The organism is Caloramator mitchellensis (genome assembly GCF_001440545.1).
Taxonomy (GTDB): domain Bacteria; phylum Bacillota; class Clostridia; order Clostridiales; family Caloramatoraceae; genus Caloramator; species Caloramator mitchellensis.
The window spans coordinates 20,352-35,174 of record NZ_LKHP01000008.1 but is presented as its reverse complement, the minus strand read 5'-3'; the positions used below and the strand labels follow the sequence as shown (position 1 = coordinate 35,174).

Annotated in this window: 16 protein-coding genes; all 16 read left to right on the top strand. The window is 31.1% G+C overall.

Going from position 1 to position 14,823, the window contains the following annotated elements:
• The first annotated feature begins 4 nt into the window (after positions 1-4).
• The 16 genes from ABG79_RS07725 to ABG79_RS07650 all read left to right on the top strand — a co-directional run bounded on the left by ABG79_RS07725 (position 5) and on the right by ABG79_RS07650 (position 14,822).
• On the top strand, positions 5-364 hold the full coding sequence (locus tag ABG79_RS07725; protein WP_057978823.1) for a small basic family protein: 360 nt from the start codon (positions 5-7) through the stop codon (positions 362-364).
• Positions 364-1,080, top strand: a complete 717-nt coding sequence (locus ABG79_RS07720; protein WP_057978821.1) for a DUF881 domain-containing protein — start codon at positions 364-366, stop codon at positions 1,078-1,080. Before ABG79_RS07725 ends, ABG79_RS07720 begins: the two co-directional genes overlap by 1 nt.
• 81 nt (positions 1,081-1,161) lie before the next feature.
• Positions 1,162-2,439 (top strand): cell division protein FtsA, encoded by a 1,278-nt coding sequence (ftsA, locus tag ABG79_RS07715; protein ID WP_057978819.1) that lies wholly within the window; start codon positions 1,162-1,164, stop codon positions 2,437-2,439.
• Between the two features lie 20 nt (positions 2,440-2,459).
• Complete coding sequence (ftsZ, locus tag ABG79_RS07710) at positions 2,460-3,551, top strand: cell division protein FtsZ (protein ID WP_057978817.1); 1,092 nt, start codon at positions 2,460-2,462, stop codon at positions 3,549-3,551.
• A 175-nt stretch (positions 3,552-3,726) separates the two neighbouring features.
• Complete coding sequence (gene spoIIGA, locus ABG79_RS07705; RefSeq protein WP_057978815.1) at positions 3,727-4,620, top strand: sigma-E processing peptidase SpoIIGA; 894 nt, start codon at positions 3,727-3,729, stop codon at positions 4,618-4,620.
• 11 nt (positions 4,621-4,631) lie between these two features.
• Positions 4,632-5,357, top strand: coding sequence for an RNA polymerase sporulation sigma factor SigE (gene sigE / locus ABG79_RS07700; protein WP_057978813.1), 726 nt, complete (start codon positions 4,632-4,634; stop codon positions 5,355-5,357).
• A 95-nt stretch (positions 5,358-5,452) separates the two neighbouring features.
• Positions 5,453-6,226, top strand: coding sequence for an RNA polymerase sporulation sigma factor SigG (gene sigG / locus ABG79_RS07695; RefSeq protein ID WP_057978811.1), 774 nt, complete (start codon positions 5,453-5,455; stop codon positions 6,224-6,226).
• A gap of 138 nt (positions 6,227-6,364) precedes the next feature.
• On the top strand, positions 6,365-6,661 hold the full coding sequence (locus tag ABG79_RS07690; RefSeq protein ID WP_057978809.1) for a YlmC/YmxH family sporulation protein: 297 nt from the start codon (positions 6,365-6,367) through the stop codon (positions 6,659-6,661).
• 69 nt (positions 6,662-6,730) lie between these two features.
• Positions 6,731-7,186: a transcriptional regulator NrdR gene (nrdR, locus tag ABG79_RS07685; protein WP_057978807.1), complete on the top strand. Its 456-nt coding sequence runs from the start codon at positions 6,731-6,733 to the stop codon at positions 7,184-7,186.
• Between the two features lie 190 nt (positions 7,187-7,376).
• Positions 7,377-8,111 (top strand): peptidoglycan editing factor PgeF, encoded by a 735-nt coding sequence (pgeF, locus tag ABG79_RS07680; protein ID WP_057978805.1) that lies wholly within the window; start codon positions 7,377-7,379, stop codon positions 8,109-8,111.
• 5 nt (positions 8,112-8,116) lie between these two features.
• Positions 8,117-8,806, top strand: a complete 690-nt coding sequence (locus ABG79_RS07675) for a response regulator transcription factor (protein WP_057978803.1) — start codon at positions 8,117-8,119, stop codon at positions 8,804-8,806.
• An 8-nt stretch (positions 8,807-8,814) separates the two neighbouring features.
• Entirely contained in the window at positions 8,815-10,542 is a 1,728-nt protein-coding gene (gene pnpS / locus ABG79_RS07670) for a two-component system histidine kinase PnpS (protein WP_057978802.1), read from the top strand.
• Positions 10,543-10,635: 93 nt separating this feature from the next.
• Entirely contained in the window at positions 10,636-11,952 is a 1,317-nt protein-coding gene (locus tag ABG79_RS07665) for a DUF512 domain-containing protein (protein WP_278287120.1), read from the top strand.
• A complete protein-coding gene (der, locus tag ABG79_RS07660) occupies positions 11,953-13,272 on the top strand; it encodes a ribosome biogenesis GTPase Der (RefSeq protein ID WP_057978800.1) in 1,320 nt (439 codons plus the stop codon). It abuts the gene before it with no gap.
• A gap of 2 nt (positions 13,273-13,274) precedes the next feature.
• Positions 13,275-14,282, top strand: a complete 1,008-nt coding sequence (locus ABG79_RS07655; RefSeq protein WP_057978798.1) for an NAD(P)H-dependent glycerol-3-phosphate dehydrogenase — start codon at positions 13,275-13,277, stop codon at positions 14,280-14,282.
• A gap of 9 nt (positions 14,283-14,291) precedes the next feature.
• Positions 14,292-14,822, top strand: a complete 531-nt coding sequence (locus ABG79_RS07650; RefSeq protein WP_057978796.1) for a chromate transporter — start codon at positions 14,292-14,294, stop codon at positions 14,820-14,822.
• The last annotated feature ends 1 nt before the right edge of the window (position 14,823 follow it).

Here is a 14,823-nt window from a genome sequence, read left to right as displayed (position 1 = left end):
AATTATGTTACCGATTATTGGATTAATAATTGGAATAATAATAGGTGTTTTTGTTAAAATTGATATTCCATCAGCATATACAACTTATGTTCCAGTTGCAATTCTTGCTGCATTAGACTCAGTTTTTGGAGGTTTAAGAGCATCATTGGATGGCAAATTTGAGTCAGACATCTTTATTTCGGGATTTTTTGGTAATGTCATTATAGCTGCGTTGTTAGCTTATCTAGGTGATAGGCTTAATGTTCCTATCTATTTGGCGGCAGTTTTGGTTTTTGGGAGTAGATTATTTAATAATTTCGCAATTATTAGAAGGTTAATTATTGAAAAGGCAAGAGGTAAAAAGAAAAGCAGGGGTGAAAACTGATGAAACTAGATTCAAAAAAATTCTTCCTGCTTTTTTTGGGAATTATTTGTGGAGTAATTTTAACATCATTTATTATATCTAACCCATTTACGCCTTCAATGATATTAACATATGACCAATTTCAGAAGAAAAGCATCGAGGTAGAACAACTTAAAGCTCAGATAAATACGATGATTAGAGATATTGATATATATAACAAAAAACTTGAAGAATACAATAAAAATACAAAAATAAATGATAATGTCATATCTACTTTAAAAAAAGAATTAGATTACGTTAAGCTATTTTCAGGATATGATGATGTTAAAGGAAATGGAATAAGAATTCTAATCGATGATAATCATGACTACGAATCAAGCGATGATAATATATTAGACTATATTACACATAATTCAGATATTTTATATGTTGTATTTGATTTGAAAAATGCCGGAGCAGAGGCAATTTCGGTTAATGGAAAAAGAATAGTTTCTATTTCTGAAATTACTTGTGAAGGACCTATTATTAAAATTAATGGAGAGTACATTGTTCCACCATTCGAGATTTTGGCAATTGGGGATCCAGATGCGCTTTATTATGCTATGACTATGCCTGAAAGTAAAATAAAAGAGTTACAATTCAGACAACTTTATGTTAAAATGACTAAAGAGGTAAATTTATATATAAATGGTTATAAGAAAAATTTTGCACCTAGGTTTGCTAAAATTAGCAAATAATTTTTATTTATTTTTAAAAGGAAATTCGACTTTTTTGTTGAATTATTTATTAAGACAACATAACAAGGAGGTTAGTGTTTGATGAACAATGTAGTAGTTTCACTTGATATAGGGTCGTCAAAAATAAGTGTAGTTATAGCAGAAATTAATAAAAAGCAGTTTAATATAATAGGTGTTGGAACCTCCGAATGCAAAGGTGTAAAAAAAGGTGTAATAGTTGATATAGATGCTACGGTGGAGGCTATTAGGAATTCAGTTGAAATGGCACAGCAAATGTCTAATATTCAAGTTAAATCTGCTTTTGTAAACATCAAGGGTGGCTATACTACAGTTATTGATAGCAAAGGGGTTGTAGCAGTATCAAGGGAAGATAAGGAAATTACTCAAGAGGATGTAAATAGAGTTATTCAAGCAGCTAAAGTCGTTGCGCTTCCTCCTGATAAAGAGATTATTGATATTATACCAAAACAGTTTATTATTGATGGATATGATGAAATTAGGGATCCAATTGGAATGGTTGGAGTTAGGCTTGAAGTTGATGCAAAATTGATTTCAGCTTCAACTACAAATGTTCAAAATATTATTAGGACGGTTCAAAAAGCAGGATTAAGCGTTGATGGTATAATTATTGAACCTTTAGGAACTTCAGCAATTGTTCTTAATGAAGACGAAAAAGAGCTTGGAGTTGCACTTGTGGATATTGGCGCTGAGACGATGGATATTTCAGTATTTAGAAAGAAAAAATTAATTTTTTCAAAGGTTATTCCTGTAGGCGGCAATCATATAACTAATGATATATCAGTTCTGTGTAAAGTTACATTTAACGATGCTGAAAAAATTAAAAGGCAATATGGTGTTGCAAATTCAAAATTAGTAAAGAGCGAGGAGACGATTAAAATAAATAATATTGCAGGAAAAGGCGAAAAGGAAATATATCTTACAGATATAGCTGAAATAATGGAAGCAAGAATTAGCGAAATGTTATATATTATCAAGAATGAACTTGAAAAAAATAGTTTGATAGGTTATTTAGGTGCAGGTATTGTCATTACCGGTGGAGGTTTATTTAATATAAGAGGTATACAGGAAACTGCACAAAATCATTTTGAATTACCAGTTAGGTTTGGATATCCAAATTACATAGGCGTAGCTAATCCAACATATTCAGCTTCTGCTGGCATTGCTATGTATGTATTAAAACAAAAGAGGACAAGCACAGTTACTGCAGAAAATAAGAAAACTATAAAGTATAAAGACTCTTTAAATGAAGAAACTGCTTCAACAACTGAAAAGGAAGATGATGAATTGAAATTTGGATGGCTAGAAAGAATAAAAGAATTCTTTGCTGATTTCTTTTAATTATAAAAGGGGGTATTATCGTGCTAGATTTTGAATTCAATGTTGAAACAGGTGCACAAATCAAGGTAGTAGGTGTCGGTGGCGGTGGCAATAACGCTGTTAATAGAATGATTGAATTTGGATTAAAGGGTGTTGAGTTTATCTCTGTAAATACTGATAGACAAGCACTGAATTACTCAAGAGCTACTACAAAAATACAAATAGGAGATAAGCTTACTAAAGGACTTGGAGCAGGTGCTAATCCTGAAATCGGACAAAAGGCAGCAGAGGAGAGTATAGAACAAATTACTCAGGCTCTTAAGGGAGCTGATTTGATTTTCATAACAGCCGGAATGGGTGGAGGAACAGGAACCGGAGCAGCACCAGTTGTAGCAGAAATAGCAAAGGAACTTGGCATTTTAACAGTTGGGGTTGTTACAAAGCCTTTTATATTTGAAGGTAGACAGAGAATGAAAAATGCAGAAAATGGAATAATGAGACTTAAGGAAAAGGTTGACACTCTAGTAACTATACCAAATGACAGATTACTCCAAGTTGTTGATAAAAAAACGCCAATGACTGAGGCTTTTAAAATTGCAGATGATATTTTAAGACAAGGTGTTCAGGGTATATCGGATTTAATTACTGTTCCAGGACTAATAAATTTGGATTTTGCCGATGTTAAGACAATAATGCTTAACAAAGGTTTAGCACATATGGGTATTGGCAAAGCTACTGGCGACAGTAGAGCAGCAGATGCTGCAAAGCAGGCTATATCAAGTCCATTATTGGAAACAACAATTAATGGTGCTACCGGAGTTCTACTAAATATAACTGGTGGTTCAAATTTAACAATGTTTGAAGTAGCAGAAGCTGCTGAACAAGTTAGGCAAGCAGCTGATCCAGATGCTAATATAATATTTGGTGCAGTAATAGATGAGGCTTTAGGCGATGAAATTAGAATCACAGTAATTGCAACTGGATTTGAGGAACATTCAAGGATTCAACAGGAGCAGGAAAGAGAAATTGTCAAAGATAATGGAAGAAAAAAGACAATAGAATTAACAGAAGATGATTATGATAATTTAGATATACCTGTGATTTTAAGAAATCAGAGAAATAGAAACTTTTAAAAAACATCCAGTTTAACTGGATGTTTTTTTATGGCATAAAATAGTTCTTGTATAGATAATATAGAAAATTTAGTAATAATCTGTAAATAATTATTATAATTATATTAGTATAAACCGACATAATTTATTTTATAAAGGAATTATAATATTTATATAAATATTCGGGGGTGGACGGATGGGGAACATCCTATATATTGATATAGTCTTTTTTGAAAATTTATTTATGAATTATTTTTTATTATATCTCTTAAAAAGATTGATTCGTTCCAAGGCTCCTAATTGGAGATTAGTCCTTTCAGCATTGGTTGGAGCAGGGTATGTAGTGATTATACTGATACCGAATATGGAGATATATCTTAATATAACAATTAAAATCCTTGTATCGCTACTCATGATTGTTATTGCATTTTTCCCATATACAATTAGAGAAATGTTAAAGCTTATTCTACTATTTTATCTAGAAACATTTTTAATAGGTGGAAGCATAATGGCTATTTTTTATTTAGCAAATCGAGATCTGAGTAACGTAAATGGTATTATGCTTCTAAATAGAATTTCTCAAATTTATTTATTATTAGGAAGTATAATTGGAATCATATTTGTAAAGATTGGATTTGACTTTATTGATGGATATTTTTTAAAGGGAAAAATGTTGGCTGAACTTGAAGTTTTTTTAGATAATAAACATTGTTCTTTGAAAGCATTAATAGATACTGGGAATAGTTTGAGGGATCCGCTGACAAACTTACCTGTTATAGTTACTTTTTTAGACGCAATAGAAGCAATATTGCCAGAGACAACATTTAGAAAGATGAAAAGTTCAAAGAGCTACGATGAAATAATAGAGGCTCTAATTAATTCAGAGCTTAAGCAAAGGGTTAGATTAATACCGTATAAAGCTCTTGGAATAGACAATGGACTTATTGCAGCCATAAGAACTGATAAAATTATAGTTGCCAAGGAAAAAAAGTTTAGTAAAATCGATGACTGTATTTTAGCTATTTATAATTTGCCGCTTTCTGAAAATGGGGAATTTGATGCATTGGCGTTCCCGGAAATAATTAGATAAGGGGGATAATTATGGGAATTATAAGAATAATTATTAATTTATTCAAAGGAATAATCAAATGGTTACAAAGAATTTTGTTTGAGAAGAAGACAATTTTCTATATTGGTGGCACAGATATCCTACCTCCACCTTTAACAAATGAGGAAGAAAAGAATCTTGTCGAAGAATTGAAACGGGGTAATAATGAAGTAAAATCTAAATTAATTGAAAGAAATTTAAGACTTGTGGTTTATATTGCGAAAAAATTTGAAAATACTGGAATTAGCATTGAAGATTTAATATCAATAGGAACAATAGGGTTAATTAAAGCTGTAAATACATTTGAGCCATCAAAAAGGATAAAATTAGCAACTTATGCTTCGAGATGTATTGAAAATGAAATACTTATGTATTTAAGAAGAAACAGCAAGGTAAGAAGTGAAATTTCATTTGATGAGCCTTTGAACGTAGATTGGGATGGAAATGAATTATTGCTTTCAGATATTTTAGGAACTGAAAATGATTTAATTTATCATTTTATTGAAGATGAAGTTGAAAAACAACTCTTAAATCATGCGATGTCAAGACTTAGCAAGAGAGAAAGAGAGATAGTTGAGTTAAGATTTGGGTTATCTGGAGATGGTGAAAAAACTCAGAAAGAAGTTGCTGATATACTAGGAATTTCACAATCTTATATATCAAGATTAGAAAAAAGAATAATTAAAAGGCTAAAAAAAGAGATAACTAAAATGATTTAATAGTGCAAATTTTGTAAAAATATGAAAAGAATAAAAAATTCTCCCTTCGGGAATAATTATAATACAACTATAACCGAAGGGGATGAAGCTGGGATATGGCAAACAATAAAGTTGAAATTTGTGGTGTTAATACTTCTAAATTACCTGTCCTCACAAATGAGGAAATGAGAGAGCTATTTGCAAGAATGAAACAAGGTGATAAAACTGCAAGAGAAAAATTTATCAATGGAAATTTAAGATTAGTATTAAGCGTTATCCAAAGATTTAATAATAGGGGAGAAAATGTTGATGATTTATTCCAGGTTGGTTGCATTGGACTAATAAAGGCTATTGACAATTTTGATTTAGAGCAAAACGTGAAGTTTTCAACTTATGCAGTTCCAATGGTTGTAGGTGAAATTAGAAGATACTTAAGGGATAACAACTCTATTAGAGTAAGCAGGTCTCTCAGGGATATAGCCTACAGAGCACTTCAGATAAGGGATAGGTTAGTTAACGAAAATAATAAGGAACCCACTGTATCAGATATAGCTAAGGAACTGAACATACCGCGCGAGGAAGTAGTGTTTGCATTGGATGCTATCCAAGATCCGGTTTCATTATTTGAACCAATTTACCACGATGGTGGTGATGCTATATTTGTAATGGACCAGATTAGCGATAATAAAAACGATGATGAAACCTGGATAGAGAATATTGCTATTAAACAGGCCATGAAAAAACTAAACAAGAGAGAAAAGATGATTCTAAATATGAGGTTTTTTGAGGGAAAAACCCAGATGGAGGTAGCAGAAGAAATCGGAATATCACAAGCACAGGTATCAAGATTAGAAAAATCAGCTTTAAATCACCTAAGAAAATATGTATAATAGAAGCTTAATGAAAAGCTCTATGGATGATTTCAATGGCATTTACTCATAAATTAGATATGCCACTTTGAAATCAATCATAGGGCTTTCATAATATTTATTTTTTGTGCATATATATTGTAAAGGGAGGTGAAGTAATTGAGGGAAAAAGCTTTTGAAAACAGCGTTGTATCAGTCTCAGAATTAAGACAAATGGAAATTATTGACATAAGCCAAGGAAAGAGGTTAGGTTTTATTAGCGATATAATATTTGATGAAAATCTTACAAGAATAGAATACATAGTAGTTCCACCTGAAAATGGAATTTTTTCTTTATTTAAAAGAAAGGATGAGTATTTAATAAGCTGGGAACAGATTAAAAATATTGGGATAGATGTTATACTTGTAGAAACTACAAAGAAACACTATGAGGTAAAAGAACAGGAAAGTGAATAGAAATAGACACTATTTCATTAAAATGTTATAATATTTAATCATATGATAAAAATAAATTGGAGTGGTTAAATGAAATGTCCATTTTGCAATAGTTTAGACAATAAAGTATTAGATTCAAGGCCTACAGAGGATAATACATCAATAAGAAGAAGAAGGGAATGCTTAAATTGCGGCAAAAGATTTACTACCTATGAAAAGGTAGAGGATATACCAGTTTATGTTGTTAAAAAGGATGGTAGAAGAGAACCGTTTGATAAGCGAAAAATAATGATGGGCATATTAAAATCCTGTGAAAAAAGACCAGTTTCGATAAACCAAATTGAGGATTTGACGAATGAAGTTGAAAAGTTAGTTTATAATACCATGAAACAGGAAGTCAATAGCAGTTTCATTGGAGAAATTGTTATTCAAAAGTTAAAGGAGCTTGATGATGTCGCTTATGTAAGGTTTGCATCCGTTTATAGACAATTTAAGGACATAAACTCATTTGTCGAAGAGCTGCAAAAATTATTGCGTGAAAAATAGTAGTTTTTGCTGTATAAGGTTAATATAGTTAGTTAATGTTCACTAGGCCTCGTGAAATCTTATCACGAGGCTCATTTAACTTTTGTATTTAGAAAGAAATATTTATTTAATTTTTGCGGTGTTTTATTATTGTGGAAATGTAAAACTATTTTTTGGTATAATATTATAAAATAAATTGTGTGGTGATATTATGACTAATGATTATTTAATGGAAGATAGAGGAATCAAAAACAAGCTTTTTTTAAATAATGTTTTTGTTAATCACTTGCATTCAAATGCAAAGTTTGGATTAACAATGAGCGAGTATGAGCATTTAATTGAATCAGGACAATTGTCTGATAGAACAGTTTCTGCATTTAGTGACTTTAGTATAAAAAATTTTGTCTTTTTAAGGCAGGTTCATAGTAATGAGTTTTATGTAGTTGATAAGAATAACAAAGATGATATTAAAGGAAAGATGGGAGATGCTATTATATGTATAGATAATAGTATACCATTATTGATTTTTACTGCAGATTGTGTTCCAGTTTTTTTAGTTGATTTAAGTAAAAAATATATTGCAGCTATTCATGCAGGGTGGAGGGGAACCAATTTAAAGATTTCACAAAAAGTTGCTAAGTTCATGATAGAGTCTTTAAACTCAAGGCCTGGGGATATTTTAGCCTCTATAGGTCCATCGATAGGCTCATGCTGTTATGACGTAAGTTTAGAAGTCGCAACCAAGTTTAATTTTTTTTATAAGGATGAAAAATATTATGTTGACCTTTGGAGAGAAATCAAATATCAACTATTGGAAGCAGGGCTAAGTAATGATAATATATTTGTGAGCGGCATATGCACGTATTGTAACGATTTATTTTATTCCTATAGAAAAATCGGAAAAGATGCTGGAAGACAAATTAACATAATTGAAATTAAGGGGTGAGTTCAATGGCTGGTGAGAAAATATTAGTAATAGATGATGAACTTCATATAATTGAGTTGTTGAAATATAATCTGGAGGCGAACGGTTACAAGGTAATCTACGCATTAAATGGAAAAGAAGGTGTTAAACTGACTGCAGAGAAAAAACCTGACTTAATACTATTAGATGTAATGTTGCCAGAGTTAGATGGATTCGAAGTTTGTAAGGAAATAAAACGTTCTGCTGAACTTTCAAGGATTCCCATAATTATGTTAACTGCGAAAGGAGAAGAGTTCGACAAAATTTTAGGACTTGAGCTTGGAGCAGATGATTATATAACAAAACCATTTTCTATTAGAGAATTGCTTGCAAGAATAAAGGTTGTTCTTAGAAGAAATACAAAGGAAGAAAAAAACAATACACTACAAATACATGATCTTTATTTGAATTTTGATAAACATGAAGTATTGAAGGATGGAAAACGAATTGATTTAACATTAAAGGAATTTGAACTTTTAAAATTACTAGCAATAAATAGAGGCAAGGTTATGACAAGAGATTATCTTCTAGATAAGGTATGGGGGTATGAATATTATGGTGAAACAAGAACGGTAGATGTTCATGTAAGACATTTAAGACAGAAAATTGAGGATGATGACAAAAACCCAAGATATATTGAAACTGTAAGAGGAATTGGTTATAAACTTAAAGAATAGGTGATGTAATGAGAAAAAAACTTATAATTAATATTACCTTATTAATGTTTTTTGTTACAACTATTATTAGTTTTATATCATTTAACTATTTAAAAAAGCAGATAATGGATAATACTGAAGGTCGTTTTAAAGAAGAAGCCAAACTAGTCGTTGAATTAATAAAATCAAAGGAAATAAAAGATTATGATAATTTTGCAACTGAGTTAAAGTTTATAATAAATAAACGGATTACTATTATAGATTCGACAGGTAAAGTAATCGGTGATTCAGACGTTTCAAGTAAAAACTTAGAGAATCATAAAAATAGAAAGGAATTTATAGAGGCTATTGAAAAGGGTGAATCTTTTGTTTTAAGAAAAAGTTCTACTTTAGGTAAGTTGCTTTATTATTATGCTTTAAAATACAGTTTGAATGGTAAAATATATGTTTTACGCTTATCTATGGATTTTAACATAATAAATTCATCTCAAGATAATTATTTGCATTATTTTATTTTAACAATTTTATTTGTTTTAGCTCTTGCCATATTACTAATATATTTATCTTTAAATAGAATTGTTGAACCAATAAGGGATCTTACAAAGGTTGCAACAAAAATATCAATGGGAAGTTATGATAAAAGAATTAATATTAATACAAAGGATGAATTAGGAAAGTTAGGGCACGCATTTAATAGGATGGCGGCAAGGCTTGAAGAGACAATTAATGATTTAGAGGACAAAAAAAACAAGCTGATTTCAATATTAAAAAGTATGGGTGATGGTGTTATTGTATTTGACATCAATGAAAGGATAATTCTTATAAATCCAACAGCAAAGATATTGTTTGAAATTAAAGAGGATGTTTATGGGAAGCATCTTTTAGAGGTTATACGAAATAAAGATATTGAGTATCTTATAAGAGAAAATATTGAGGACGAAATTGAAATTAAGCTAAATTTAACCGAAACTAAATATTATAAAATTAAAACAACAAGGGTCTTAAACACTGATAAGCAATATGAAAAAGTAGGAACATTAATGGTTATACAAGACATTACAAAAATGAAAATGCTTGAGAATTTGCGAACAGAATTTGTTGCTAATGTATCCCATGAGTTAAAGACACCGTTAACTTCTATTAAAGGTTTTGCTGAAACATTGATGGACGTTGAAGATGAAAATATAAGAAAAAAATTTTTAGAAATAATAAATATTGAGGCAGATAGGTTAACAAGGTTGATTAATGACATATTAATTATTTCTGAACTTGAAAACAGAGAATACTCAATTAATTTTGAGAAGATTAATGTTATTAAATCAATAGAAGAAGTAATAAATATTATGAGCCCTGTTGCTCATAATAAAAATATTGATTTAAAATTTATAAAACCATCAGATGAAATTTATATATTAGGAGATAGGGATAAGTTTAAACAAATGTTTATAAATCTTATAGATAACGGTATCAAATACACAAATGACGGGGGCTTTGTTGAAATTAGTATGGAATTGGAAAGAGATAATGCATTAGTGTTCGTTAAGGATAATGGTATTGGCATACCGAAAGAACATCTTCCAAGACTATTTGAAAGATTTTACAGGGTAGATAAAGCGCGTTCAAGAAGCCTTGGAGGAACAGGATTAGGTCTTGCTATAGTTAAACACGTTGTTAACTTGCTTAATGGGAAAATTGATGTTTATAGTAAAGTAGGGAAAGGGACAACATTCACCATAACACTTCCAATTATTGATTAATACTTCGGGCAACCGAAGTTTTGTTTTTCTTGATATTATTGCAGCTTAATGTTAATATTATTTTTATGGAAAAAATTTTTTGAGGTGAAACAGGTGAAGAATAATGAACTAGTAGTAAAAAATGTATTTATGGGTTCGATAGCACAGGAGGTAGGTATTGAACCTGGAGATTATCTAATAAAGATAAATGGAGTAGAGGTTAAAGATATAATTGAATATAAATATTTGATATATGATGAAGAATTAAATTTATTGGTTAGGAAACATGATGGAGAAGAGTGGGAAATTGAAATAGAAAAGGATTTTGAAGAGGATTTAGGTATTGAGATTATAGATTCTACTATTGAAAATCCTAAAAGATGCCATAATAAATGTATGTTTTGCTTTATCGATCAGCTGCCCCCTAATATGAGAAAGAGTTTGTATTTTAAGGACGACGATTCGAAGCTTTCATTTTTACAAGGCAATTTCATAACCCTGACAAATATGAAAGATGAAGAATTAGAGAGAATAATTAGATATAGAATTAGTCCTATTAATATTTCTGTTCATACAACTAATCCAGATTTAAGAATTAAAATGCTTCATAACAATAAAGCAGGAAGAATTAATGAACAGTTAAAAAAATTAGTTGATGGAGGTATTTTAATTAATTGTCAAATAGTTTTGTGCTATGGTGTAAACGATGGGGATGAACTTTATAAAACTTTGACAGATCTTTCTAGTTATTATCCAAGCATTCAAAATGTAGCGGTAGTTCCTGTTGGAATTACGAAATATAGAGAAAAGTTAGTTAAACTTGAACCATATACTAAGGAAAGGGCGCTTCAAGTTATTGAGTTAGTTAAGCCGCTTCAGGAAAAATTTCTTAATTCACTTGGAACTCCGTTTGCAAGGCTTGCAGATGAATTCTACGTTATGGCTGAAAGGGAACTTCCTGAGGCAGAGCATTATGATGACTTTGAGCAACTTGAAGATGGCATTGGCATGATAAGGTTTTTTGAGTTGAATTTATATGAACAAATTAATGAATTTAATTTTGATGCAAAGGGCAAAAAAATTGCTTTTGTTACCGGAATATCCTTTTTTAATAAATTAAAAGATTATTCAAAATTGATTTCTGATAAATTTAATTTAAACATCGAAGTATTTGCTGTGACAAATGATTTTTTTGGAGAAAGAATAACAGTAGCAGGGCTTTTAACGGGGAGGGATATAATAAATCAATTAAGAAACAAAGTAGCAGGAAAAACATTATTTATTCCTCAAAACGTGTTAAAGGCGGATGAAGATACATTTTTAGACGATGTAACTATAAAGGAAATTGAAGATACTCTTAAAACAAAGGTTATCAAAGTTAAATATACTGGTGAGGATTTAATAGAAAAAATTGCAAAAGAGGTGGTATAGATGGCTAAACCATTAGTAGCTATTGTTGGAAGACCAAATGTTGGAAAGTCGACGCTGTTCAATAAATTAGTTGGCAAAAGGATTGCTATTGTTGAAGATACTCCAGGTGTAACTAGGGACAGAATTTATGCTGAAGTGGAATGGTTAAATCAAAAATTCACTTTAATCGACACGGGAGGCATTGAACCTGAAAGTGAAGACATTATATTAAAACAGATGAAACGCCAGGCACAAATTGCTATTGAAACAGCCGATGTTATTGTTTTTATGGTTGATGGTAAGGAAGGATTAACAGGTTCAGATATAGAAGTTGCTGAAATGCTAAGAAAAGTAAACAAGCCAGTTGTGCTTGTAGTTAATAAAATTGACAATTTGAAACTCGAAGACAATAAATACGAATTTTATAATTTAGGAATAGGAGAACCAATAACTATTTCTGCAGCTTTGAGCTTGGGGCTCGGAGATATGCTTGACGAAATAGTAAGGCATTTTGAAAAAGTTGAAGAAGATGAAGAAGATGAGGCGCTAATTAAAGTTACAATTGTTGGCAAACCTAATGTTGGAAAATCTTCTTTATTGAACAGATTAACTGGAGAAGAGAGGGCTATCGTTAGTGATATTCCAGGAACAACTAGAGATGCAATCGATAGCCTTGTCGAGATTAATGGGGATAAATTTTTGTTTATTGATACAGCCGGAATAAGAAGGAAGAGTAAAATTAAGGAAGAAATTGAGAAATATAGTGTGATAAGGTCCTTAACTGCGGTAGATAGAGCTGATGTCTGCCTTATAATGATTGATGCAACGGAGGGTGTTACTGAACAGGATGAAAAAATAGCAGGAATTGCACACGAGGCAGGTAAAGGTGTTATAATAGTTGTAAACAAATGGGATGTTGTTGAAAAAGATGATAAGACGATGAATGATTATACAAAACAGGTAAGAAATGCATTATCGTTTATGACATATGCGCCTGTGATTTATATTTCTGCAAAAACCGGTCAAAGAATTCCAAGGTTAATTGAATTGATAAAATATGTAGCAGATCAAAATTCTATGAGGATTAAGACAGGTGTATTAAACGAAGTGATTAGCGAAGCTGTTATGATGAAGCAACCTCCAGTTGAAAAGGGTAAGGCGCTCAAAATTTATTATGCTACACAAGTATCAACTAAACCACCTACATTTGCGTTCTTTGTAAATGATGAGGAAATAGTTCATTTCTCCTATGAGCGATATTTAGAAAACCAGATAAGACAGCATTTTGGATTTGAAGGAACCCCTATAAGGATTGTTTATAGGTCTAAGAAGGAGGATTAATTATGAAAATAGCTGTATTAGGTGGAGGAAGCTGGGGAACTGCTATATCTGTTTTGCTATCTAAAAAAGGATATGATATAAATATTTGGGATAGGAATACTGTTTTGATAAGCGATATAAATGAAAAGAGAGAAAATTTAAGGTATCTTCCTGGAATACTCGTCCCATCAAATGTATATGGTGTGTTTGAAATTGAAAAGGCTCTGAAAGATTCAAAAGTTATTGTAATTGCTGTTCCATCGCATGCAGTCAGGGAACTTTGTTCTAGAATTCTCCCGTTTGTAGATAAAGAACAGATATTAGTTAGTTTAGCAAAGGGAATTGAAAACTCTACCCTATTGAGAATGTCGCAAGTAATAAATGAATTTTTCCCTAATAATAGAGTAGCCGTTCTTTCTGGTCCATCCCATGCTGAAGAGGTCTCGAGAGATATTCCTACAGCTATTGTAGCGGCATCGATTGATGAAGATACTGCTAATTTTGTGCAAGATGTATTTATGACCCCAAAGTTTAGGGTTTATACAAATAAAGATGTAATAGGCGTTGAAATTGGAGGGGCAGTTAAGAATATTATTGCCCTTGCGGCAGGAATTTCTGATGGATTAGGATTTGGAGATAATACAAAGGCTGCACTTATGACGAGAGGGATTTCTGAAATTGCACGACTTGGTGTAGCTCTTGGAGCAGATGCTTTGACGTTTGCAGGATTAAGCGGAATTGGAGATTTAATAGTGACTTGCACAAGTATGCATTCAAGGAACAGAAGAGCTGGTATACTTATCGGGCAAGGAAAAAACGTTGAAGAAGCTGTAAACGAAGTAAAAATGGTAGTAGAAGGTATAAATACAACAAAATCTACATATGAACTTGCAAACAAAATTGGAGTGGAAATGCCTATAACTACAGAACTATATAAAGTACTTTTTGAAGGAAAGAATGCTAAATATGCAGTTACTGAGTTGATGTTAAGGGATAAGAAGGATGAGATAAAAGATGTTAATCAAAATTAAGGTGATAAAATGAAAAAATATATTGAACTATTTTGGGTTTTTTTCAAGATTGGAGCCTTTACACTAGGTGGAGGTTATGCGATGATTCCTTTGATTCAAAACGAAATTGTAGAAAAAAAGGGATGGATAAAAAAAGAAGATTTCATCGACCTTCTTGCTGTTGCACAATCAGCTCCAGGACCAATTGCAGTTAATACTGCTATTTTTGTTGGATATAATTTATATGGTATACTTGGGCTATCTATCACAGTTCTGGCAACTATATTACCTTCATTTGTTACTATTCTTTTGATTGCAGCTTTTTTTAGCCAAATAAAAGATAATAATTATGTTGAATTAATTTTTAAGGGGATAAGACCTGTTGTTGCGGGAATGGTATTTGCTTCGGTATTAAAGATGGGCAAAGATATTAAATTTACACTTAGAAGTATATTTATTCCTTCAATTGTTGCATTAGCTGTATGGTTTTATAAAGTAACCCCTATTTTAATTATTTTAACTTCTATGGTTGTTGGTATAATTATAAAAGGGAGAAAATAAA

What these genes read in the sequence shown, in the direction of transcription:
- ABG79_RS07655 (WP_057978798.1), top strand. Translation starts at nt 13,275, where the DNA reads ATGAAAATAGCTGTATTAGGTGGAGGAAGCTGGGGAACTGCTATATCT.
- pnpS (WP_057978802.1), top strand. Translation starts at nt 8,815, where the DNA reads ATGAGAAAAAAACTTATAATTAATATTACCTTATTAATGTTTTTTGTT.
- ABG79_RS07725 (WP_057978823.1), top strand. Translation starts at nt 5, where the DNA reads ATGTTACCGATTATTGGATTAATAATTGGAATAATAATAGGTGTTTTT.
- sigE (WP_057978813.1), top strand. Translation starts at nt 4,632, where the DNA reads ATGGGAATTATAAGAATAATTATTAATTTATTCAAAGGAATAATCAAA.
- sigG (WP_057978811.1), top strand. Translation starts at nt 5,453, where the DNA reads ATGGCAAACAATAAAGTTGAAATTTGTGGTGTTAATACTTCTAAATTA.
- der (WP_057978800.1), top strand. Translation starts at nt 11,953, where the DNA reads ATGGCTAAACCATTAGTAGCTATTGTTGGAAGACCAAATGTTGGAAAG.
- ABG79_RS07675 (WP_057978803.1), top strand. Translation starts at nt 8,117, where the DNA reads ATGGCTGGTGAGAAAATATTAGTAATAGATGATGAACTTCATATAATT.
- ABG79_RS07650 (WP_057978796.1), top strand. Translation starts at nt 14,292, where the DNA reads ATGAAAAAATATATTGAACTATTTTGGGTTTTTTTCAAGATTGGAGCC.
- ABG79_RS07720 (WP_057978821.1), top strand. Translation starts at nt 364, where the DNA reads ATGAAACTAGATTCAAAAAAATTCTTCCTGCTTTTTTTGGGAATTATT.
- pgeF (WP_057978805.1), top strand. Translation starts at nt 7,377, where the DNA reads ATGACTAATGATTATTTAATGGAAGATAGAGGAATCAAAAACAAGCTT.
- spoIIGA (WP_057978815.1), top strand. Translation starts at nt 3,727, where the DNA reads ATGGGGAACATCCTATATATTGATATAGTCTTTTTTGAAAATTTATTT.
- nrdR (WP_057978807.1), top strand. Translation starts at nt 6,731, where the DNA reads ATGAAATGTCCATTTTGCAATAGTTTAGACAATAAAGTATTAGATTCA.
- ftsA (WP_057978819.1), top strand. Translation starts at nt 1,162, where the DNA reads ATGAACAATGTAGTAGTTTCACTTGATATAGGGTCGTCAAAAATAAGT.